Source organism: Bradyrhizobium sp. USDA 4541 (assembly GCF_024171085.1).
GTDB classification, from domain to species: domain Bacteria; phylum Pseudomonadota; class Alphaproteobacteria; order Rhizobiales; family Xanthobacteraceae; genus Bradyrhizobium; species Bradyrhizobium australafricanum.
This window is the reverse complement of record NZ_JALJZF010000001.1, coordinates 8,173,562-8,194,592: the sequence shown is the minus strand read 5'-3', so window position 1 is coordinate 8,194,592 and position 21,031 is coordinate 8,173,562. Positions and strand designations below refer to the sequence as shown.

19 protein-coding genes and 1 pseudogene are annotated in these 21,031 nt (G+C 65.2%); 10 read left to right on the top strand and 10 right to left on the bottom strand.

The annotated features are described in order from the left end of the window. Positions 1-483 precede the first annotated feature (483 nt). Entirely contained in the window at positions 484-1,479 is a 996-nt protein-coding gene (locus tag J2R80_RS39230; protein WP_253640470.1) for a hypothetical protein, read from the bottom strand. 177 nt (positions 1,480-1,656) lie between these two features. On the opposite strand from J2R80_RS39230, the gene J2R80_RS39225 reads away from it, so the two are divergent. Further along, positions 1,657-1,860, top strand: a complete 204-nt coding sequence (locus J2R80_RS39225; RefSeq protein WP_141342433.1) for a hypothetical protein — start codon at positions 1,657-1,659, stop codon at positions 1,858-1,860. Between the two features lie 109 nt (positions 1,861-1,969). On the opposite strand, the gene J2R80_RS39220 is transcribed toward J2R80_RS39225, so the two are convergent. Beyond that, positions 1,970-3,268, bottom strand: a complete 1,299-nt coding sequence (locus J2R80_RS39220; protein ID WP_253640469.1) for a serine hydrolase — start codon at positions 3,266-3,268, stop codon at positions 1,970-1,972. Between the two features lie 107 nt (positions 3,269-3,375). Further along, a complete protein-coding gene (locus J2R80_RS39215) occupies positions 3,376-4,713 on the bottom strand; it encodes a PLP-dependent aminotransferase family protein (RefSeq protein ID WP_246786812.1) in 1,338 nt (445 codons plus the stop codon). A gap of 135 nt (positions 4,714-4,848) precedes the next feature. Here J2R80_RS39215 and J2R80_RS39210 point away from each other — a divergent pair, with 135 nt between their 5' ends. Then, a complete protein-coding gene (locus J2R80_RS39210; RefSeq protein WP_057018899.1) occupies positions 4,849-5,274 on the top strand; it encodes a DUF983 domain-containing protein in 426 nt (141 codons plus the stop codon). 571 nt (positions 5,275-5,845) lie between these two features. Here the strand turns inward: J2R80_RS39210 and J2R80_RS39205 are convergent. Continuing rightward, positions 5,846-6,874 (bottom strand): IS110 family transposase, encoded by a 1,029-nt coding sequence (locus J2R80_RS39205; protein WP_253638818.1) that lies wholly within the window; start codon positions 6,872-6,874, stop codon positions 5,846-5,848. A 159-nt stretch (positions 6,875-7,033) separates the two neighbouring features. Further along, positions 7,034-8,233, bottom strand: coding sequence for a multidrug effflux MFS transporter (locus J2R80_RS39200; protein ID WP_256528113.1), 1,200 nt, complete (start codon positions 8,231-8,233; stop codon positions 7,034-7,036). A 330-nt stretch (positions 8,234-8,563) separates the two neighbouring features. Between J2R80_RS39200 and J2R80_RS39195 the strand changes: the two genes are divergently transcribed. Then, the gene (locus J2R80_RS39195; protein WP_253624209.1) at positions 8,564-9,898 is read left to right on the top strand and encodes an MFS transporter; all 1,335 of its coding nucleotides are present in this window, start codon (positions 8,564-8,566) and stop codon (positions 9,896-9,898) included. Positions 9,899-10,067: 169 nt separating this feature from the next. Here J2R80_RS39195 and J2R80_RS39190 read toward each other — a convergent pair whose 3' ends face one another. The 4 genes from J2R80_RS39190 to J2R80_RS39175 form a co-directional block, all read right to left on the bottom strand. Continuing rightward, positions 10,068-10,700 (bottom strand): aspartate/glutamate racemase family protein, encoded by a 633-nt coding sequence (locus J2R80_RS39190; RefSeq protein WP_057018837.1) that lies wholly within the window; start codon positions 10,698-10,700, stop codon positions 10,068-10,070. A 163-nt stretch (positions 10,701-10,863) separates the two neighbouring features. Continuing rightward, a complete protein-coding gene (locus tag J2R80_RS39185) occupies positions 10,864-11,874 on the bottom strand; it encodes an amino acid ABC transporter substrate-binding protein (RefSeq protein ID WP_141343095.1) in 1,011 nt (336 codons plus the stop codon). A gap of 88 nt (positions 11,875-11,962) precedes the next feature. Then, positions 11,963-13,318, bottom strand: a complete 1,356-nt coding sequence (locus J2R80_RS39180; protein ID WP_141343096.1) for an aspartate aminotransferase family protein — start codon at positions 13,316-13,318, stop codon at positions 11,963-11,965. A 5-nt stretch (positions 13,319-13,323) separates the two neighbouring features. After that, on the bottom strand, positions 13,324-14,199 hold the full coding sequence (locus tag J2R80_RS39175) for a MurR/RpiR family transcriptional regulator (RefSeq protein WP_141343097.1): 876 nt from the start codon (positions 14,197-14,199) through the stop codon (positions 13,324-13,326). A gap of 155 nt (positions 14,200-14,354) precedes the next feature. On the opposite strand from J2R80_RS39175, the gene J2R80_RS39170 reads away from it, so the two are divergent. From J2R80_RS39170 to J2R80_RS43360, 4 genes are all read left to right on the top strand, one after another. Beyond that, on the top strand, positions 14,355-15,542 hold the full coding sequence (locus tag J2R80_RS39170) for an amino acid ABC transporter permease (protein ID WP_375162627.1): 1,188 nt from the start codon (positions 14,355-14,357) through the stop codon (positions 15,540-15,542). A 1-nt stretch (position 15,543) separates the two neighbouring features. Then, positions 15,544-16,665 carry an amino acid ABC transporter permease gene (locus J2R80_RS39165; RefSeq protein WP_057018832.1) on the top strand — a complete coding sequence of 374 codons (1,122 nt, stop codon included), beginning with the start codon at positions 15,544-15,546 and terminating at the stop codon, positions 16,663-16,665. A 609-nt stretch (positions 16,666-17,274) separates the two neighbouring features. Then, positions 17,275-17,529 (top strand): hypothetical protein, encoded by a 255-nt coding sequence (locus J2R80_RS39160; RefSeq protein ID WP_253640468.1) that lies wholly within the window; start codon positions 17,275-17,277, stop codon positions 17,527-17,529. An 81-nt stretch (positions 17,530-17,610) separates the two neighbouring features. Further along, on the top strand, positions 17,611-17,733 hold the full coding sequence (locus tag J2R80_RS43360; protein WP_256520758.1) for a hypothetical protein: 123 nt from the start codon (positions 17,611-17,613) through the stop codon (positions 17,731-17,733). Between the two features lie 90 nt (positions 17,734-17,823). Here J2R80_RS43360 and J2R80_RS43870 read toward each other — a convergent pair whose 3' ends face one another. Next, positions 17,824-17,949 carry a hypothetical protein gene (locus tag J2R80_RS43870; RefSeq protein WP_375162626.1) on the bottom strand — a complete coding sequence of 42 codons (126 nt, stop codon included), beginning with the start codon at positions 17,947-17,949 and terminating at the stop codon, positions 17,824-17,826. 124 nt (positions 17,950-18,073) lie between these two features. Here J2R80_RS43870 and J2R80_RS43865 point away from each other — a divergent pair, with 124 nt between their 5' ends. From J2R80_RS43865 to J2R80_RS43860, 3 genes and pseudogenes are all read left to right on the top strand, one after another. After that, positions 18,074-18,682 carry a hypothetical protein gene (locus J2R80_RS43865; protein ID WP_375162625.1) on the top strand — a complete coding sequence of 203 codons (609 nt, stop codon included), beginning with the start codon at positions 18,074-18,076 and terminating at the stop codon, positions 18,680-18,682. Positions 18,683-18,951: 269 nt separating this feature from the next. Then, positions 18,952-19,746, top strand: coding sequence for a FadR/GntR family transcriptional regulator (locus J2R80_RS39150; RefSeq protein ID WP_141343101.1), 795 nt, complete (start codon positions 18,952-18,954; stop codon positions 19,744-19,746). 44 nt (positions 19,747-19,790) lie between these two features. Beyond that, positions 19,791-20,972, top strand: a pseudogene (locus J2R80_RS43860) (amidase); the annotation flags it as partial. Positions 20,973-21,031: the final 59 nt, after the last annotated feature.

Genomic DNA, 21,031 nt, shown 5'->3' with positions numbered 1-21,031 from the left:
ACCGCATCGGTGCCGAGACGCAGGGGCGCACTGCCAAAATATCGAAAACAACCCCATGCAAAGGAGCCGGTGGCTGCCGGCGGACACGGCAACTTGACTCGTCGGGCAAATCAGTGGTAATTTTCCATTATTCAGAAATCGTGCCGGCATGGTCGTCCCTGCGAAAGCAAAGACCCATAATCACAATTGCTGGGCGATGCTGGAACGACGAATTCCTTCAACAAGGTCCGCCGTGGGTCCCTGCTCCCGTGCGCAAATGCGCAGTAGGCAGGGACGACGTGTTGGAGGGGCCGCGGGCTCTCATCTCTCCGGTGCCATACCCCGCACAGGCATCCAGTACGGCGCGGCCTTTAAGCACGAACGCCGTGAGGAGTCGGATCGCATCTATCGATGCGACCCGACCTAACAGGAGCTTCGCTCGTCTCGACCCCGCAAGCCGGGGAGATACACCGAGTTTGCTGCGAAGCATAACCCAGCCCGCCGCTACTTCGGCAACGCCACCGGCGTCAGCTTGAACGGGCCGGGGTCCTTGCCCTTGTTGTCGCCGATCACGTAGGACAGCTTGCCCTCGGCGACCCAGCCGACATCGCCGACCTGCGTCACCGAGACCGGCTCGGCGAGGCCATCCTTGATGGTGTCGATGGTAGCCTCGCTGCCCTTCACCGTGACCTTGTCGAGCTTGCCGTTGCCCTCGATCAGCAGGAAGCTGCCGCCATGGGCACGCAACGCGTCGGCGTGGTCGAGCCGCCGCGACGGCTTCAACTCGGTCACCGCGCCCGCCTTGCCGTCCTTCATCTCGATCTTGAACAGTTTTGCCGGAATGAAGGTCGTGACATAAAGATTGCCGTCGGCGCCGATCGCGATGCCGTCGAGCCCGACGCCGTCCTTGGCGGGCGCGAGCTGCGGATCGGTCGCGAACGTCGCCAGCGCCGTGCTGCCGGGTTTCAGGCTATAAACGAACGGCGCAAAGGAATCGCTCACATAGGCGGTGCCGTCGGCCCCGACCACGATGTCGTTGCAGAACGATTTCGGATCGCTCAGGGCAAAGCTGCCCTTCGGCGCGCCGCTCTTGAGATCGAAGGTCTTCAGCCAGGCGCCCTTGGTGTCGCTCGGCCCCGCCACGCCCATCGCGCTGATGTCGTTGGAGCAGACATAGAGCGTGCCGCTCTTCTCGTCGGCGAGCACGCCCAGCGTCGAGCGGCTGTCGGCGGCGCCCGGCTTGACCAGCTGCTCGGCCTTGCCGCCCGAGATCTTCGTCACGCCGCCATGGTTGAAGCTGCCGACGTAGAGCGTCCCGTCGGAAGTCGAGGTCACGCTCTCCGGAAAACTCTTGTCGGGAACGCCGACCGCAGCTGTTTCGGCGCGCACTGCGCCGGCCGCACCGAGCGCAAGGATGATGGCCGCTAGCGATGCGCGGCGGATCTTGAGCAGTTCTCCCGTTGCGCGCGGACGTCCCGCGGCGCCATTGTTTTTTATCATGATCGCGTTTCCTCGATGAACCTGGCTGGACCAGGCAGGATTTTCTTGGCGATCGTCTCCGGTCGATGGTTGTTGTCTGCAGGGTTCCCGACCGGATTGTTCACCCGCCTGCCTTGTCGTCGCGATATATACGATAGTATATAGCGTGAGGGAAGCCGCGTCCGCTGAGAGCGCGTCATGGAACGGGAATTGGCGTCGCACCACCAATGCGTGTGTTGCGGTGGCATCATCGATGGGATCGTCGACGACGATGCGATCGGCCTCGATGCACGGGTCGGCCTGTTTACGGACGGGTGTGCGTTCGTCTGCGACGAATGCACCGCGAGCCTGATCGCGGCCGCAGCACGGCGCAGGCAGGAACCGGTTCGGCGCAAGTCGTAAGGCGGGAAGGTTTCCGCGTCATTGCGAGGAGCGCAAGCGACGAAGCAATCCATCTATCCCCATGCGGAGACATGGATTGCTTCGCTGCGCTCGCAATGACGGTGGGGACTCAATCCGGGCTGAACGCGTCGTAGACCAGCTTGCGGAACGCGGGCGTAATGCGCTGGCGCTCGTTCTGGGTCTGCTCGAGCATGATGTAGATCATGTCGAGCTTCGGATCGACGCCGAAATAGGTGCCGCTGCCGCTGTCCCATTTCAACTCGCCGATCGAGCCGGGCGGCGGTGGCTTGGCAATGCCGGGATCGGTGCGCACGGCGATGCCGTAGCCATAGCCGAAGCCGTCGCCGGGAAAGTACCAATAGTCGCGGCCGACACCGGAGCCCGGCCCGATATGGTCCGTCGTCATGGTCTTGAAGGCTGCGGGGCTGAGATAGCGCTTGCCGTCCAGCTCGCCGCCGTTGAGCAGCATCTGCGCGAAGCGCGCATAATCGAGGATGGTCGATACCAGGCCGCCGCCGCCGGATTCCCATTCCGGATGCGCGCGCCGGTCGTTCTCGCCCTCGATCAGGATGGTGTCCGAGGGCAGCGGCTCCGCGAGCCTTGTCCGTTCGGTCTCTGCATCGAGCACGTATCTGGTGTCGTTCATCTTCAGGGGATCGAACAGGCGCTCTTTCTCGAACTGATAGAGCGTCTTGCCCGAGACGATCTCGATCACCCGGCCGAGCACGTCGGTGGAATGGCCGTAGCGCCACAGCGTGCCCGGCTGCCGCGACAGCGGCAGCTTGGCCAGCCGCGCCACGAATTCCTCGTTGTCGAACTTGCCGTCGAACAGATGTCCTGCGCGGTAGATCTTCTGGATCCAGTCGGCACCGATATATTCGTAGGTGATGCCCGAAGTGTGCCGCATGATATCTTCAATGGTCACCGGCCGGATCGGCGGCACCAGCTCAACCTTGGCCGGATCGTTTCCACCGTCCGGTTCAATGGCGACCTTCACGTCGGCGAAAGCCGGAATGTATTTCGACAGCGGGTCCTGCGGCGACAGCTTGCCCTCGTCGACCAGCATCATCGCGGCGGAGTTGGTGATCGGCTTGGTCATCGAATGCAGCGCGAACATCGTGTCGGGCCGCATCGGCGATTTGGTCGTGACGTCGCGATAGCCGAAGGTCTTCAGGTAGACCGGCTTGCCGTGCTGCTGGATCAGGATGACCGCGCCCGGAATCTTTCCTGTCGCAACCTCGTTATCAAAGAATGCGGTGATGCGTTCGAGTTTTTCCGGCACCGGGGCAGGGGCATCGGAGGCGCGCGCCGCGCCTGATATGACAATTGCAAGACAACCGATCGCGGTCACTGCTCCGCGAAGCGACAGCACAGCACGGTGGACTGCCCGATCATACCAGCACGACATTGAAAAGCCTGCCCCTGCCTGATGCCCTGAGCGCAGAGTTTTAGCGGCGCGCGCTCCCGCGCACCATAATCATTTTGGGGCGAGTTTATTCCCGGCGATCGCCGGAATTATACGATTTGGGTAGCGCCGACGGGCGTGCGCACCGCATTCGACAGCACCTGCAGCGCCTGGCTCAGTTCGGCGCGGTTGCGTGCCGCACCCAGCGACACGCGCAGGCCGCGCGGCGCGGCATCGCCTGCCGCAAAGGCGTCTTCGCCGACCACGGCGAGACCGTTGCGCATCAGATGCGACAGCAGGTCGGTTCCGTCGAAATGTTTCGGCAGCGGCATCCAGAGATGGTGGCTCGCCGGCCGCGCCGCATAGCTGACGCCTTTGAGGAAGCGGGCCGCGAGCTGTTGGCGCGCCGCGGCCTCGTTGCGGATGGCGCGGATGATGTCGGCGGCGACGCCGGAGCGCAGCCATTGCGTGACCAGCGCGACCATCAGCGACGGCGGCATCTGCATGGTGGCCTGCATGCCGGCGCGCATGCGCTGCTCGGCGGCGGCATCGGGCGCCAGGAGATAGGCGACGCGCAAGGCGGGCGCGATGCATTTTGCGATGCTCGCGGCGTAGTAGGTGCGCTCCGGAATGAGCGTAGCGATCGGCGCCATTTGCGGTTCGAGCGGCCCGTAGACGTCGTCTTCGATCAGGACGCAGCCGCGCTTGCTGATGATATCGGCGATCGCCTTGCGTCTGATCGCGCTCATCGTCGCCGTGGTCGGGTTTTGCTGCGTCGGCACCAGATAGACCGCCTTCGGCTTGTGCTTGCGGCAGGCCTCGTCGAGCGCCTCGGGCCGCGCGCCCTCGGCGTCCATCGCAACCCCGACCAGGCGGACGTCGAGCCGCGCCGCCGCGGCCTTGATGCCGGGAAAGGTCAACGCCTCCGTCACCACGACATCGCCCGGCGATGTCAGCGCCAACAGCGTGTTGAAGATGATCGCCTGCGAACCCGGATAGATCACGATGCGGTCGGCCGAGGCCTGCGGCACGCGCGGCGCGAGCCATGCGGCGCCGGCCTCGCGCTCCGCAGTGGTGCCGCCCGGACGCGTGTAGCCGAGATAGGCGGAGAACCCGGCTTCGGAGCGGATGGTCGCAAGTCCCTGCGCGATGCGCAGGTCGAGATTGGCCTCGACCGGCTGCGGCGGCAGGTTCATCGACAGGTCGATGTTGACGGGCGCGGGCAGGTCGGACGCGGCGCGCGCGGTGGTCTCCGAGACGAACGTACCCTGGCCGACACGGGCGTCGAGCAGTCCGCGCCGCCGCGCCTCGCCATAGGCGCGAGTCACCGTGGTCAGATCGATATCGAGCGCTGACGCCAGCGCGCGATGGGTCGGCAGCCGCTGGCCGCGCACCAGCCGGCCGCTCGCGATGTCGGCGGCCAGCGCATCGACGATGCGCAGAAACATCGGGCCGTGCCATTCCGAAACTGTAGGGATCCAATCCATGCAATTCGACGCTTTGTCTTTGATTGTAGGTGCTCGAATGCATATTGTATGGATCATCCAGATCAGGTCAAGGACGACGGCGAAAGGAAAACGACGATGACCGAGACGGTTTCCCTGCCAAAGGCGATGTGGCGCGGCTTCACCATGAAGTGCCCGAACTGCGGGCGTGGCCATCTGTTCGGCCGTTTCCTCAAGGTCGCCGATCACTGTGAAGTCTGCAGCGAGGACTTCACCCCGCAGCGCGCGGACGATTTCCCGGCCTATCTCGTGATCGTCGTGGTCGGCCACGTCGTGGTGCCGGCGCTGCTGTGGCTCGAGATGAACTACGCGCCGCCGGCCTGGCTGCAACTGGCGATCTGGCTGCCCTTCACGCTGTTCAGCGCGCTCGCGCTGCTGCAGCCGACCAAGGGCGCGATCGTGGGCCTGCAGTGGCAGCTGGGGATGGAGGGATTCGCGGCGACGCGGCGTGCGGTGGCGCCCGCCCGGGCGCAAAGCAGCGTCGGACGGACTCGCGAAGCCTGACGCGATCTCAGAATCGTAGCCCGGATGAGCGAAGCGACATCCGGGAACAGTAGCCCCACATATCGCTCCGCTCATGCGGGCTACAGTGATGATGTAACCAATCAGAATTGTAGCCCGGATGAGCGAAGCGACATCCGGGAACAGCAGCCCCGCATATCGCTGTGCTCATGCGGGCTACAGTGATGTAACCAGTCAGAATTGTACCCCGGATGGAGCCAACGGGTCGCGCGAACGCGCGCCCGATGACAGGGTCAGCGTAATCCGGGGTTCGTGCCGCAGGTAAAAGCGTCCCGGATTTCGCTGCGCTTCATCCGGGCTTCTGTAACGGGCCTTGGTTAGTCAATCCCTTTTCGCGTCATCCACTCGCCGGGCACTTGCTTCTGTACGGGATCGGCGCGAAGGCCGTCGCCTGATGGGGTGCATTGAGGAGCCGGCCGGCCAATCTACGGATTGCGTGGTCGTGAGCCACTTCCCGGATGGCGGCCTGACCGGATCCATCGTCCCAGCGGAGGGACTTCGCTCGGGGAGAGCCTGGTGTCGTGGCCCGCCCGGAACCGATTGCTGCTCCTGGCTAGATGGCCTTGGTCATCGGGTTGAACGGTTTGGTGTCGGCGAGCATGCGATGCAGGATCACGGCGAGCTTGCGAGCCAGCGCTACCTTGGCCTTGCGCATGCCTGCGCGCCGGGCGATCCGCATCGCCCAGCTCTTCAATGCCGAGCAATTCTTGACCGGCTTGGTCAGCATGACGTGAGCTGCCTGGTAGAGTGCCTCGCGCACGGAGGCATCCCCGATCTTGCTGATGCGGCCGGTGTAGTCGGTCTCACCGGACTGGTACTTCTTCGGGGTGAGCCCAAAGTGGGCTCCCGTGGCCTTCGAGGAGCGGAAGCGCTTCGGGTCGTCGATCGCCGCGGCATAGGTGAGCGCCACGATCGGACCAACGGACGGCGTTGTCATCAGGAGCTTGGCGGATGGATGCGTCCTGGCGAGCTTCTGGGTGTGCTTGTCCAGGCTCTTGAACTCCCGCAGCAGCACCGCATGGGCTTGGAGCAGCGCCGCCGCGACCAACTCCAGTCCGGGATGGCCGGTCACGAGCTCGCGGATGCGTCCGGCGAACGTGCGCTCGGTGGTCGCACCGACCTTCAGGCCAAAACCGCGAAGTATGCCGCGCAGGCTGTTCTCGACATCGCGAAGCTTGGATTGCAGCAGCTTGCGCGCCGTCAGGATGGCGCGGGTCTCCTGCGCCGCGACCGACTTGCAGTGCACCGGCCGGAACCAGCCGAGCCGCATCAACTGCGCGATCCGGCGGGCATCGTTGCGGTCCGTCTTCACCGGCATCGACTTGAAGGCTTCGCGAACGTGCCGCGTTTCCAGCAGCTCGACCGCAAGCCCTGCGTCTCGCAGACCCGCATACAGCCATTGCGACAAGGGGCCTGCCTCCAGCCCGATCCGTTCCAGTACCAGACCCAGCGACCGGAACCAGGCGATCAGCGCCGCCGGCTCGCTCGCAACCTTCGTCTCGCGCAAAATCTTGCCTGTCCCATCGACAAGGCAAACGCTCGAGCATTCCAAAGACACGTCAATTCCTGCATAGTGGCACATGGTCGTCCCTTAATGATGCTTGGAGCGGGCTTGCCCGACTCCGTTGAACACCATCAGTTTGAGGGACGACCGCCTTCCAACCAACAGGCCGCTCGCGAGCGCGCTTCCAAATTGCGCCGTAGCGAGCGGGCGGCCGGCCCGTTACCCCATCTACGAAGATCAAATCGGATGATGATGCGGCCGGAACATCCGGCCCTTCTCCGTCACCAAGACGACGGCGAGCGCGGCCAGCGTGCAGAGGAAGAAGCCGGTCGCGAACGGCGCCAGCGTGCCGTCGTAATCCTGGCCGATCGTGGTGCCGACGCCGATCCCGAGGAGCGTCGTGATCGTGCCGTACAGCGAGGAGGCGGTGCCGGCGATCTTGCCCTGCGGCTCCATCGCGAGCGCGGTGAAATTCGCCATCATCAGCCCGAACGCGAACATCATCAGGCCCGACAGCACCATGAACAGCGGCAGCGACAGCGTGTCGGTCTTCACCGCCAGCAGCAGGGCGCCTGCGACGACGGCAAAGCCGGTCAGCGCGGCGTGCGAGATCACGCGCATTCCGATGCGGCCGACGATACGCGAATTGAGGAAGCCGGCGATCGCGACGCCGACCGCGCAGGCCGCAAAGGCGACCGGGAAGTAATGCCCGAGCTTGAAGATCTCGGTGAAGATCTGCTGCGAGGAGAACACGAAGGCAAACAGCGAGCCCTGCACGCCGCCGGCGGCGAGCGCGTAGCCGAGCGTCTGGCGATTGGTGACGGTCTGGCGAAACGCGGATAGCACTTCCGGGATCGCCAGCGACTTGCGCAATTCCAGCGGCAGCGTCTCCGGCATCCGCATCGCGCTCCAGGCCAGCGCGATCACGCCGTAGATCATCAGCAGCACGAAGATGCCGCGCCAGTGCGTCAGCAGCATCACCGCCTGGCCGAATGACGGCGCGATCACGGGGACTGCGATGAACACCATCATCGCCAGCGACATCACGCTCGCCATCCGGCGTCCAGCGTAGCAGTCGCGCACGATCGAGGTCGCGATCACGCGGGTCGCCGCGGTGCCGAGCCCTTGCATCGCGCGCGCCAGCAGCAGCGTCTCAAACGAGGGCGCCATGATCGCGAGCAGGCCGGCGATGGTGTAGACGGTCATGCCGCCGAGCAGCACCGGGCGGCGGCCGAAGCGGTCCGATAGCGGGCCCATCACGAACTGGCCGGCGCCGAAGCCGACCAGGAAGATCGACAGCACCATCTGCGGACGGTTGGCATCGGCGATCTGGAACGCGGAGCGGATGTTCGGCAGCGCCGGCAGCATCATGTCCATCGCCAGCGGGTTCAGCGCCATGATCGAGGCGATAACGACGACGAATTCCGGAAAGCCCATCGGGCGGTGGCCTGAGGAAACCCAGGCATCGGCATTGATGTCAGACACTTAGCAACCTCTTGGGAATCCTCGCATCGTAGCGATCTTGCTGCGATGCACAATCGGCGTTTCGGGATAGCTGCCCGCCGATCGCGGTCGAGGTAGCGGGGTCGGGAACCGGGGCCAAAAGCACAATTCGCCGAATATCGTTGCGGCTGCAACTATTTTGCTCGTGTGGTGCGGAAACCTCTGCTAATCCCGGGCCCAGCATCCGTGCGGGGCAGGCGCATCGCCGCCGACCACGCCCGCGCGGCCAAGAACAGGTTCAAGAACGGGTTTTGGGGAGGCGACATGTCCATCGAACTGTCCGCGCGCTCGCGCGGCGCTGAACTGTCGGATGAGGAGCGCAAGGTCCTCACTGCAACGCTCGTCGGCACCACCATCGAGTGGTACGACTTCTTCGTCTACGCCCAGGCGGCGGGCCTGGTGTTCGGCGCGCTGTTCTTCGCGCCGATGAACGCGAACAATCCGCTGCTGGCGCAGATCGTCTCGTTCGCGACGCTCGGCCTCTCATTCCTGTTCCGCCCGTTAGGCGCCATCGTCTGCGGCCATCTCGGCGACCGCTTCGGGCGCAAGAACATGCTGGTCGTCACGCTGCTGTTGATGGGGGCGGCGACCGCGCTGGTCGGCCTGCTGCCGACCTACGCGCAGATCGGTGCCTGGGCGCCGGCACTCCTTATTCTCCTGCGCATCCTGCAAGGCTTCTCGGCCGGCGGCGAGTGGGGCGGCGCGGCGCTGATGGCGGTGGAATCGGCACCCGTCGACAAGCGCAGCTTCTTCGGCTCGTTCCCGCAGATCGGCACGCCGCTCGGCATGATCCTGGCGACAGGCGTGCTGTGGGTGCTCACCGCGACGCTTGGCAAGCAGGCGATGATCGAATGGGGTTGGCGGATTCCGTTCCTGCTGTCGATCGTGCTGATCGTCGTCGGCATCGTGATCCGCCGCACGGTCGAAGAGTCTCCGGTGTTCCAGGCGATGCAGCGGCGGCACAAGGAATCCTCTGCACCGCTGCGCGACCTGATGCGCAATCACAGCAAGGAGATTCTGCGCACCGCGTTGATCTTCATGGCCAACAATGCAGCCGGCTACATCCTGATCGCGTTCATCATCAGCTACGGCGCCAATACGCTGAAGATGCCGTCGGAGCAGCTGCTGCTGATCGGCACGCTCGCGGCGGTGAGCTGGTTCATCTTCACGCTGCTCGGCGGTATCCTCGGCGACAAAATGGGCCGCGTGCGCTGCTTCCAGATCGGCTACACCCTGATGGTGCTGTGGGCGGTGCCGATGTGGTTCCTGATCGACAGCAAGAACCTCTTGCTGTTCTTCGTCAGCGCGGTCGGGCTCACCATCGCGCTCGGCCTGTCCTATGGCCCGCAGGCGGCGCTCTATGCCGAGCTGTTTCCGGCCAAGGTGCGCTATTCCGGCGTCTCGATCGGCTATGCGCTCGGCGCCATCTTCGGCGGCGCCTTCGCGCCGATGATCGCGCAATGGATCATCGGCACCTACGGCCAGTCCTGGCGCGTCGGCGTCTACATCGCGGTGCTGTCGCTGATCTCGCTCATCACGGTGTCGACGATTAGGGATCCGCAAGGCGTCGATCTGAACGTGCACGACGCGGGGGCGTGAGCCGCGACCTTGTGTCATTGCGAGGAGCTCGCGACAAAACTGCGAAGCAATTTTGCGCTGAAGCGACGAAGCAATCCATCGATCCGCGTATGCGGTGAAATGGATTGCTTCGCGGAGCCTGTCATCCGGCGGCGCTTCGCGCCGACCGGGTGGCTCGCAATGACGGAGATCAAACCCCCAGCATCGCCTTTAGCTTCAGCACCGCGCTATCAGGTGTCGTCAGCACCTCGCGGCCGGTGACTTCGGCGACGCGCTCGGCCGCCGGCGCCATGCTGTACTGCGCGAGCGCGATCAGGTCGCAGTTGCGCAGCTCCTTGGACGCCTCGACGACGATGCGGTCATGCTCGGCGCGGTCGCCGCGGTCGAGCGCCGCCAGCGCGCCATCGGCAAGTTTCGGCACCAGCGTGACCTGTGGCGGAAATTCCGGCGGCATCGACACCAGCGTCGGCGGGAAGGTCGAGAGCAGGCCGATCCGCTTGCCCTTCGCCACCGCCTGCTCGATCATCGCCTCGTTCGGCTTCAGCACCGGCATCGGCGCGTGCGCGCGCGCCACCGCCTCGATGCACGGCCCGAACGCCGAGCAGGTGAACAGGATGCCATTGGCGCCGGTGCTTGCCGCATAGCGGCCCATGGTCAGAAATCGCTCGGTCATGCGCTCGTCAAGCTTGCCGTCGCGCGCGAGGTCCGCCGACAGGCTATCGTCGAGCAGGTTCATCAGCCGCGCCTCCGGCCAATGCCGTGCGAACGATGCTTCGATCGGCACGATCGAGTGTTTCAGGGCGTGAATGAGCGTGATGCGCATCGATGTTTCTTGCTCTCCCTCTCCCCGCTGTTTCGCGGGGAGAGGGTTGGGGTGAGGGGCTCTATCGTCGTAACAGGTGAGAGGAGGGTATGCGGAGGCGCCCCCTCACCCGGATTGCTTCGCAATCCGACCTCTCCCCGCAGGCGGGGCGAGGTAACTTCGGTCACTTGAACGGAATTGCGTACATCAACCCGCCCTTGCTCCAGGTGGCGTTGAGGCCGCGCTCGAGCTTCAAGGGGCTGGCCTTGCCGACATTGCGCTCGAAGATTTCGCCGTAATTGCCGCCGGCCTTGATCGCGGCGAGCAGCCATTTGTTGTCGAGGCCGAGGCGCGAGCCGAGATCGCCAGACGCGCCGAGCAGGCGCTGGATCGCCGGGACCTGCGACTTCGCCATCTCGTCGGCATTGGCCTGGGTGACGCCGAGCTCTTCGGCCTCGATCAGGCCGTAATGCAGCCAGGTGATGATGTCGCTCCAGACCTCATCGCCGTTGCGGGTGAACGGGCCGAGCGGCTCCTTGCTGATGGTCTGCGGCAGCACGACGTAGTCATCGGCCTTCGGGGCTGCGGTCGCGACCGCGCCGGCGAGCGCGGAAGCATCCTGGGTCATGGCATCGCAGCGGCCGCCGAAGAAGGTCTGGTACATGGTGTCGACGCGGTCGAACACCAGCGGCTTCCAGTCGATGCCGTTGGCGCGGCCATAGTCGCCGAGCGTCACTTCATGCGTGGTGCCCTGGGCGACGCACACGGTGGCGCCCTTGAGGTCCTTCAGCTCCTTCACGCCGAGGTCCTTCTTCACGACAAAGCCCTGGCCGTCGTAGAAATTGACCGGTCCCTGCCGCAGCCCAAGCGTGGTGCCGCGCAGAAAGGTCTGCGTCGAGTTGCGGTAGAGCACGTCGATCTCGCCTGACTGCAGCGCGGTGAAGCGGTTCTGCGCGGTCAGCGCGACGTAGCGCACCTTGGCGGGATCGCCGAGCACGCCGGCGGCAAGCGCACGGCAATAGTCGACGTCGAGCCCCTTGAAGTTGCCTTGCGAATCCGGCGCCGAGAATCCGGCAAAGCCGGTCGAGACGCCGCACACCAACGTGCCGCGCTGCTTGACGGTGTCGAGCGTCGCGGCGCTTGCGCCCGCGATGCCCGCGGCGAGAACGATTAGAGTGATGATACCCCTCAGCATGCTTTCCTCCTCCTCCTAACGTTTGAGCATGATCCCTGCGCGAACGCTTCGCGTTTGTCGCGGGAAAACCGGTGCCCGTTTTTCCGGATCATGCTCCGTGACCGATATCCTTCAGCGCGCTGTCCACCGCGGTGCCTAGTCGTTCGACGATCATGTCGATGTCGCCGGACGTTGCGATATAGGGCGGGGCGAGCAGCACGTGATCGCCGCGCTGGCCGTCGGCGGTGCCGCCCGACGGATAGCAGCCGAGCCCGCCGGCGAAGGCCGCGGACTTGATCCGCTGATGCAGTTTCAGCTTGGGATCGAACGGCTGCCGCGTGGCACGGTCGGCGACCAGCTCGAGCCCCCAGAACAGGCCGCGGCCCCTGATGTCGCCGACATGGCGATGATTGCCGAACCGTTCGGTGAGCCGCTGCTCGAGCTGGCGGCCGCGCTCCTTGACCTGGTCGAGCAGCTTCTCCTCAGCGATCACCTTCTGCACCTCGAGCGCGGCGGCGCAGGCGAGCGGATGCGCCAGATAGGTGTGGCCGTGCTGGAACGCGCCGGAGCCGTTGCGCACGGTGTCGACGATGGTGCCGCTGGCAAGCATCGCGCCGATCGGCTGATAGCCGCCGCCGAGGCCCTTGGCGATCGCCTGGATGTCGGGCGAGATGCCTTCCTGCTCCCAGGCATGCAGCGTGCCGGTGCGGCCCATGCCGCACATCACCTCATCGAGGATCAACAGGGCGCCGTGGCGGTTGCAGATCTCGCGCACCGCCTTGAAGTAACCCTCCGGCGCAGGCACGCAGCCGGCGGTGGCGCCGACCACGGGCTCGGCGATGAACGCCGCGACCGTATCGGGGCCGAGCCGCTGGAATTCGGCTTCGAGCTCGGCGGCAAGGCGCGCCACGAACGCCGCCTCCGATTCGTCGTCGCGCTTCTCGTGATAGGCGAAGGCCGGCGTGACATGGCTGAACGAGGGCGACAGCAGCGGCGCGTAGGGCTCGCGGCGCCAGGCATTGCCGCCGGCCGACAGCGCGCCGAGCGTATTGCCGTGATAGCTCTGGCGGCGCGCGATGAAGCGCGCACGCTTCCGCTCGCCGCGCTCGATGAAATATTGCCGCGCCAGCTTGATCGAGGCCTCGATCGCCTCCGACCCGCCGCTGACGAAATAGACATAGCCGAGGCCGCCGGGCTCGTGGCCGACCAGCCGCTCGGCGAGCTCTTCCGCGGGCTCGGAGGAGAAGAAGCCGGTATGGGCATAGGCGATCTTCGAAGCCTGCTTGGCGATCGCGGCCAGGATGCGCGGATGCTGATGGCCGAGGCAGGACACCGCGGCGCCGCCGGAGGAATCCAGAATCCGGTGGCCATCCTCCGCGATCAGCCAGACGCCGTCGCCGCCGACCGCTTTCGGCGGGGTCTCGCGCAGGCTGCGATGCATCACGCGGCTCTTGTTGGCTGCCATGACAGTCATCCTTTCTCGACGAAATATTGCGACATCTCGGCAAGCCGGCCCTCGGTCTCCTCCAGCTTGCGTTTTGCGCTCGCGCCGCCCAGCGTGAAAGCGACGGCCGCCAGCGACTGGGCGACTGCGATCGCGCCGGTCAGGCTCGGAAAGAAGCCGGGGGAGGAGGCGGCCTCGAACAGCAGCAGATGATCGGCGCCTTCGGCCATCGGAGCTGTGATGGTGTCGGCGATCGCGATCAGCGCAGCATGCGCCTGATGCGCCGCGCGCGCCGTCTCGACGCTGACCAGGGTGTAGGGCGCAAAGCCGATCACGACCACGGCGTCGCCTGAGCGGAAGGCGCCGTGGTCGAGATCGAACGGGCCGGAGCCGCCGACCAATTGCACGGCATCGGGGCGGAACAGGCGAAGCTGATAGGTCAGCAGTTCCGCGACGCTGCGGCAGCTGCGAAACCCCGATATCCAGATCCTGTCAGCGGAGTGCAGCGCACGCGCGGCTTCCGCGATCGCGCTCGCTGAAATCCGCGCAAGGCCCGCGGCCTCGGCCTCCAATTTGTCGTGCACCAGTTTGACATCGGCATTCGGCCCGGCGCGGCGGCTCCTGGCGCGGCCGGAGAACGGCGAGCCCTGCGCCGGCCGGCGCGCCTCGGTGAGTGCGGCGCGCAATTCGTCCCAGCCAGAATAGCCGAGCGCCTTGGCAAGACGGGTGAATGAGGCAGGATCGGCGCCGGCGACGGAGGCGAGCTCGCGCATCGAGCGGGTGGTGGCGTCGTAATCATTGGCGGCGACGAACCGGCCGACCTCCTGCAAGCGCATCGGCAGCGACGGCAGTGCGCTGCACAATTCGTTCAGGGGCGATGGTTTCGGCTGGGCCTGGGCCATGAAACATATGTTGCACAAATATTAAATTGGTGCAACATATGACGCGCGCAGGATTTGAGGTTGACGCGTCTTCTTCACGCGAACCGGGTATCCACTTCGCTCGAAAACGCTCTTGCGCATGGCAGAAGATCGCTTCTCACTGGGGTCCTTGTGCTGTGACGACATCGACGCCGAAACGCCCTCCCGCCCGGCCCTGGCGGCTTTCGCTCAGCGATCCCCGCGTCGCAGGCCTGTTCTGGCAGGTCCTAGTGGTCGCCATCGCGGTCGCCGTCGTCGCCTGGCTGTGGTCCAACGCGGTCCATAACCTCTCGGTGCGGCGCATCTCGACCGGCTTTGCCTTCCTCGGCCGTGAAGCCGGCATGCCGATCGCCGACAGCTGGATCGACTACACGCCAAAGAACACTTACCTGCGCGCCTTCATCGTCGGCGTCGTCAACACGCTGCGCGTCGCGGTCATCGGCATCGTGCTGGCGACCGTGATCGGCACGCTGGTCGGTATCGCGCGGCTGTCGTCGAACTGGCTGCTGGCGCGGCTCGCCGCCGTCTATGTCGAGGTGCTGCGCGACCTGCCGCTGCTGTTGCAACTCCTGTTCTGGTACGTGCTGATGCAGGGCCTGCCGGCGGCGCGCCAGGCGTGGAAGCCGGTCGACGGGGTCTATCTGTCCAACCGCGGCCTGGTGCTGCCGTCGGTGCCGCTGCATGAGGCCAATGGCTGGACGCTCGTTGCGCTGGTCGCCGGCGTGATCGTCTTCCTCATCGTCAGGCGCCGCCTGATCGCGCAGCAGATGCTCGATGGCAAGGCGCGGCCGGTCTGGCCCTACGCGCTCGGCCTCATCATCGCGCTGCCGGCGCTGGTGTCGTGGCTTCTGGGCGCAAGCTGGAGCGTCATGCTGCCCGAGCTGCGCGGCTTCAACTTCGTCGGCGGGCTGACCCTGGCGCCGGAATATTTCGCGCTGCTGATCGCGCTCGTCACGTATACTTCGGCGTTCATCGCCGAGATCGTGCGCAGCGGCATCCAGGCGGTGCCGCGCGGCCAGTCGGACGCCGCCAAGGCGCTCGGGCTGAAGCGCAGCTTCGTGCTGCAGCACATCGTGCTGCCGCAGGCGCTGCGCGTCATCATCCCGCCGATGACCAGCCAGTATCTGAACCTGACCAAGAATTCGTCGCTCGCGGTCGCGGTCGGCTACCAGGACATCGTCTCGATCGCCAACACCACGCTGAACCAGACCGGGCAGGCGATCGAGTCGATCGCGCTGATCATGATGGTGTTCCTCACCATCAGCCTCGGCATCAGCCTGTTCATGAACTGGTACAACGCGCGGATCGCGCTGGTGGAGCGCTGACATGAGCTCGGTCGCACATCTCCCGCAGGATCCGCTGCCGATCGGCCGGCGCCGCGCGCAGCGCACGCTCGGCGGCCAGATCGTGGCCTGGCTGCGCGCCAACCTGTTCGCGTCCGTAACGTCGAGCATCATGACGCTGCTGCTGCTGTTCGTGCTCGGCAAGGCGTGCATCGGCCTCTGGCAATGGGGCATCGCCAACGCGGTCTGGATCGTCTCCGGCAACGACACCAGCGCCTGCCGCGCGCTGCGCGGCGTCGGCGCCTGCTGGGCGGTGATCCCCGAGAAGTACCGCTTCATCCTGTTCGGCACCTATCCGTTCAGCGAGCAGTGGCGGCCAGCGCTCGCGGTCGTGATCTTCATTGCGCTGTTCGTGGTCTCGAGCCGCCGCAGCTTCTGGCGCAAGGAGCTGTTCCTGCTGTGGGCTGCGGCCTTGATCGCGATCGGGTGCCTGATGTGGGGCGGCTTTCTCGGCATGTCCTTTGTCACGCAGGACCGCTGGGGCGGGCTGCCGGTGACGCTGATCCTGGCGACTTTCGGATTGGCGTTCGGTTTCCCGCTCGGAATCCTGGTCGCGCTCGGCCGCCGCTCCAAGCTACCGGCGATCCGCTCGCTCTGCGTGCTCTATGTCGAGCTGATCCGCGGCGTGCCGCTGATCAGCCTGTTGTTCATGGCGAGCGTCATGTTTCCGCTGTTCATGCCCGACGGCGTCAACATCGACAAATTGCTGCGCGCCCAGATCGCCTTCATCCTCTATGCCGGCGCCTACCTTGCGGAAGTGGTGCGCGGCGGTCTGCAGGCGGTGCCTCGCGGACAATATGAGGCCGCCGACGCGCTCGGGCTGTCCTACTGGGAGAAGAACGCGCTGATCGTGCTGCCGCAGGCGATCCGCCACGTCATCCCGCCGCTGGTCAACACCTTCATCGCCTTCTTCAAGGACACCAGCCTGGTCCTGATCATCGGCATCTTCGATCTCTTGACCACCGCCAAGACCGCGATCGTCGATCCGGCCTGGCAGGCCTTCAGCGTCGAGGTCTATGTGTTCGTCGGCGTGATCTACTTCGTGTTCTGCTTTGCGATGTCGCGCTACAGCCGCGGCCTCGAGGCGCAGCGCGCGCACGGCTGAGCGGTCCGGATTCTCCGTCGCTTGCCTCCCTTACATGCTGCATCCTTCGGTGCCGGCCTGTTCGCATCCGCAGCCGTGTGCTTTGATTTCTGGAGCGGCCTGTTCTGGCTTTAACGATGCGGCAACCAAGACTTGGCCGATGCTTGGCGCAAAGGCGCGGCTGGCACAGAGTGCACTAGGCGATGTTCCGCCCGTAACTTATCTTGAGCGCCATTGGATTCGCGAGCGCGCGCGATGACAGAAATCATTGTTCGCGCGCGCGTCGTTCGATCTGGACTGAACGCAAATGCTGCCGTTGATTTGTTGATTTGGTTCGGCCCGGACAGGGCGTTACCTTGATTTTTGCCGTACGCCAATGGCCGAAGACAACGCCTCCTATCCCGAGAGTACCCGAAACCAGGTCCACGATGCCCTGCAAGGGTTTTCGACCGATGAGCTTCGCCAACTCCTGGCGGAGATCGAGCAACTCCTGAATGTTGAAGCCAAGCCTCGCCGACCGAGACTGCGACTGGCGGGAGGCACATACGTGAACGAGTATACCGCGCGCGCAAACATCGACCACTATCTGGATCTGCTGAAGCGCCCGACGTTCCAACCAACACGAGATCGATGCTCAACAAGCGGCTGCTTGAGGAAGAAGACAAGCTCGGCCGCCGACACGAGCAACTGGAGTTTGCCGAAAGCAGGGCCGCAGCGTGCCGGGATCGCGCAGATCGCCAGCGGCGTCTGGCGGAATCGTTTGCCCCTGGATCGGTTGACCGGGAGCAGGCCGAAAGGCTGCTGGTCAATTTCGAGGCGCTCGCGCAGTTCGTGGAGGGCTTTTGTCGCCAGATGCGCCACACCGTGAGCCATAGTCCGCTTTAAGCGAGACGCCGCCTCGGTTCCGCGGGCTCCTCGTCATCACCATCGTCCAGCGTCCGGTCGCCCTTTGACCGCGTAGGCGCTTTGCCTCGGGGCGATGCCAAGCGACCGGGGGGTACGCTGTTCGTCGGCGTGATCTACTTCGTGTTCTGCTTTGCGATGTCGCGTTACAGCCGCGGCCTCGAGGCGCAGCGCCTGTCGAATTGAGGAGGCGTGATCATTCTTGGCAACAGCGCGGAAAGTCCCTGCCGCACCCGAGTTGCTCGCGCTGCTGTTTCCAAGCCGTAAAGCCCAGCCTCAAATGGCAGTCCTCGTAGAAATACGCTGAATTCGCCTGCCGTCCGCCAAACCGGCGCAGTTTCGGTCCGGGCACTGTCCACGGCAGCGGACGACCACTGGCCTCCCGGCGCGCCACCAACTCATCGTAGTATTGGACGTCGGACGGCTGAACTGAGGGCTGCAATTCATTGCGCAGATAATGCCCGCGTTGCCAGTTGTCGGCCACGCGCTTCATGAGATGCCATTTGCGCCGATAGCCGGAACTGAGTTGCGCCGGCTCCTCGTTGGCGAGCCCCAATGCCGCGATGAAAAAGTATTGCGCGGCCGTGCGGAGGTCGCAGTTCGGCTGCTCGAAGATCAATTCGATCACGCTATCCCGATCGTCGCTGTTGTGATCCCAGCTGTCGACGATGACGTGCCAGGTGTCGGGCGTCTGATCCTTGATCCAGAGCAGGAAGTCGTCGGGCTCGGTACTCAGCGCCGCATGCGGACACGGCCAATATTGCGACTTGAGTTCTTCGTCCGGCGCAGCCGCTTTTTTTCTGGCCTCTTCCTGCTGTTGCGCCACGGCCTGCATGGCGTGAACGGCATGCCGACGCTGCCGCATCCGCTTTGCCGTCGCGGCGTCCAGCGGTCGCAAGAGGTAATCGACGTGAGCCTCGCTCTCGGGCTCGGGAGGCAGGAAGTAGACGGAAAGCGCTGCATCCAGGCGGACGATCGCGGCCGCAGGCAGCAACTGTATGGTGTCGCAGTACGACCCGATGGTCGTGTCGCGCATCCCGATGCGCGCAGCGCGCGCTTCCAGCTCGACATCCGCGAGGAAGTAGTCCCACGACAGCCCCTCGAATGGCCGGGGTCGCAAGGCCTTGAAACGTAATGCGGCTCTGGATGGCGCTTCGGTGGAGCGCAAGGTTTTCGTCGGACAGTCCCACGCCGCCACCGGATTGAGCCTGATCTCGAACTTCGTCGCCTGTCATGCCGGCCTCATTGGAATTTGCCGTGGCATTCTAGGCATCAGATGTTGATCGATCCTGAGTCCGCAGCGTCGATTTCTGCGTTCCTGGAACGGGAGTATTGACCGATGTCGCCCGGGCGGCCGGCGGAAACGTCTTGCCATACCGTGCCGGACCTATTTATGATCATAAAATGGATAAATCGGCTCTCCCGTCCCTCGACCCTTCGCGCCGCGCCTCGATCAAGCGCAAGCGCTCGGACGCCGTCGCCGACCTGATCCGCAGCCACATCTTCCAGGCCGGCTTGCAGCCGAGCGACCGGCTGCCGCAGGAGGGCGAGCTGATCGAGATGTTCGGCTGCAGCCGCTCGACCATCCGCGAGGCGCTCAAGTCCCTGGAGGTGCAGGGGCTGGTGCAGAACACCACCGGACCCGGCGGCGGCGCGCGGGTGGCGCCCGTGTCGATCAACCGGATCGTCGGCCTGCTCAGCAACTACTTCTACTTCCAGTCGGTCTCTACCGCGCAAATCTACCAGATCCGCCGGCTGATCGAGCCGGAGCTCGCCTTCAGCGTGGTCGGCCACCTCACGGCGGAGCATTTCGCAGCACTGGAAAAGGCGATCGCGGTCCAGGAGCATCATCCCCGTGGCGATGCCGATTGGGAACATCATCGCCACGCCGAGATCGATTTCCACGACATCCTGATCGAGGCCTGTCCCAACCCGCTGCTCGGCCTGGTGTGCCGGTTCGTCAACGAGGCCATCAGGCATCTGATCGGCAAGCTCGGCGTGCAGGAATTCGCATCCAGCTTCACCTGCGAGAATATCGAGTTTCACAAGCGTCTGATGGCCGCGTTCCGCTCCGGCAATGCCGCGCGCGCCCGGCGCGTGATGCTCGATCATGTGCTGAGCGCCGAAGCGGTGGTCGTTCCCGCGGAAGACCGGCGCATCGATCTGCCCGTGTTTCATCAGCCGTTGCGGCTCGATTGAACCGCATCGGCGGACTGCTGCATCACGCCCTGGAGAAAACGACAATGGACACGCGGCGCGAGAATGAGTTGTGGAGCTGGTCGGCCGTCGATCTGGCGCGTGCGATCGCGACGCGCGCGATTTCCAGCCGGGAAGCCGTGCGATCCAGCCTCGATCGCATCGCCGAGGTCAATCCGGCATTGAACGCCATTGTCGCTGTGCTCGGCGACGAAGCGCTGGTTGCCGCGGACGCGGCGGATGCCGCGGTGAAGTCTGGCGCGGAACTCGGCGCGCTGCATGGCGTGCCGGTCACGATCAAGGTCAATGTCGACCAGCGCGGCTGCGCCACCACCAATGGTGTCGTAGCCTTCCGCGAGGTGATCGCCACCGAGGACAGCCCGGTGGTCGCGAGTCTTCGCAAGGCGGGCGCGGTCATTGTCGGGCGCACCAACACGCCGGCCTTTTCGCACCGCTGGTTCACCAACAACGATCTGCACGGCGCGACCTACAATCCGTGGAGCCGTCGGCTGACGCCGGGCGGCTCCAGCGGCGGCGCCGCATCGGCCGTCGCCTCCGGGATGGGCGCGATCGCGCATGGCAATGATTTCGGCGGCTCGATCCGCTATCCGGCTTACGCCTGCGGCGTCGCCGGCCTGCGTCCGACGCCGGGGCGGATTCCGGCGTTCAATCCGTCGGCAACCAGCGATCGTCCGATCACCGCGCAGATGATGTCGGTGCAGGGGCCGCTGGCCCGCTCGGTCGCCGATCTCGGGCTCGGCCTTGCCGCGATGGCCCAGGCGGACGCGCGCGACGGCACATGGCTGCCGGTGCCCCTGCAAGGTGCGCCGCTCAAGCGTCCGATCGGTGTCGCGGTCGCGCCCGCGCCGTTCGGCGACGAGGCGCCGGAGGTGAGCGCGGCGGTGCGCGCTGCCGGACGCTGGCTCGCGGAGGCCGGCTTTGCCGTGGAGGAGACCGTGCCGCCGCGGCTCGCGGAGGCGGCCGATCTCTGGCATCGCCTCGTCATCAATGAGGAGCGGCGCGTGCTGGCGCCGATGATCCGCAAGTTCGGCGACGATCGGAGCCGCTACAATCTCGAGTGCCATATCGCCTACGCGCCCGAGCTCGACGGCGATCAGGTGCTCGCCTGCTTCGAGCAGCGGCTGGCGATCGTGCGGGCCTGGCAGCTGTTCCAGGAGCGCTATCCCGTCATCATCCTGCCGGTCTCGGCGCAACTGCCGTTCCGTTTCGATCAGGATCAGGAAGACGCGGCGGTGGTCCGCGCGCTGCTCGACGCGCAGCGGCCGCT

Excerpts from the sequence above, each read along its gene's own strand:
- J2R80_RS39230 (WP_253640470.1), bottom strand. The coding sequence starts at position 1,479 with ATGATAAAAAACAATGGCGCCGCGGGACGTCCGCGCGCAACGGGAGAA.
- J2R80_RS39225 (WP_141342433.1), top strand. The coding sequence starts at position 1,657 with ATGGAACGGGAATTGGCGTCGCACCACCAATGCGTGTGTTGCGGTGGC.
- J2R80_RS39220 (WP_253640469.1), bottom strand. The coding sequence starts at position 3,268 with ATGTCGTGCTGGTATGATCGGGCAGTCCACCGTGCTGTGCTGTCGCTT.
- J2R80_RS39215 (WP_246786812.1), bottom strand. The coding sequence starts at position 4,713 with ATGTTTCTGCGCATCGTCGATGCGCTGGCCGCCGACATCGCGAGCGGC.
- J2R80_RS39210 (WP_057018899.1), top strand. The coding sequence starts at position 4,849 with ATGACCGAGACGGTTTCCCTGCCAAAGGCGATGTGGCGCGGCTTCACC.
- J2R80_RS39205 (WP_253638818.1), bottom strand. The coding sequence starts at position 6,874 with ATGTGCCACTATGCAGGAATTGACGTGTCTTTGGAATGCTCGAGCGTT.
- J2R80_RS39200 (WP_256528113.1), bottom strand. The coding sequence starts at position 8,233 with ATGGGCTTTCCGGAATTCGTCGTCGTTATCGCCTCGATCATGGCGCTG.
- J2R80_RS39195 (WP_253624209.1), top strand. The coding sequence starts at position 8,564 with ATGTCCATCGAACTGTCCGCGCGCTCGCGCGGCGCTGAACTGTCGGAT.
- J2R80_RS39190 (WP_057018837.1), bottom strand. The coding sequence starts at position 10,700 with ATGCGCATCACGCTCATTCACGCCCTGAAACACTCGATCGTGCCGATC.
- J2R80_RS39185 (WP_141343095.1), bottom strand. The coding sequence starts at position 11,874 with ATGCTGAGGGGTATCATCACTCTAATCGTTCTCGCCGCGGGCATCGCG.
- J2R80_RS39180 (WP_141343096.1), bottom strand. The coding sequence starts at position 13,318 with ATGGCAGCCAACAAGAGCCGCGTGATGCATCGCAGCCTGCGCGAGACC.
- J2R80_RS39175 (WP_141343097.1), bottom strand. The coding sequence starts at position 14,199 with ATGGCCCAGGCCCAGCCGAAACCATCGCCCCTGAACGAATTGTGCAGC.
- J2R80_RS39165 (WP_057018832.1), top strand. The coding sequence starts at position 15,544 with ATGAGCTCGGTCGCACATCTCCCGCAGGATCCGCTGCCGATCGGCCGG.
- J2R80_RS39160 (WP_253640468.1), top strand. The coding sequence starts at position 17,275 with ATGCTCAACAAGCGGCTGCTTGAGGAAGAAGACAAGCTCGGCCGCCGA.
- J2R80_RS43870 (WP_375162626.1), bottom strand. The coding sequence starts at position 17,949 with ATGAGTTGGTGGCGCGCCGGGAGGCCAGTGGTCGTCCGCTGCCGTGGA.
- J2R80_RS39150 (WP_141343101.1), top strand. The coding sequence starts at position 18,952 with ATGGATAAATCGGCTCTCCCGTCCCTCGACCCTTCGCGCCGCGCCTCG.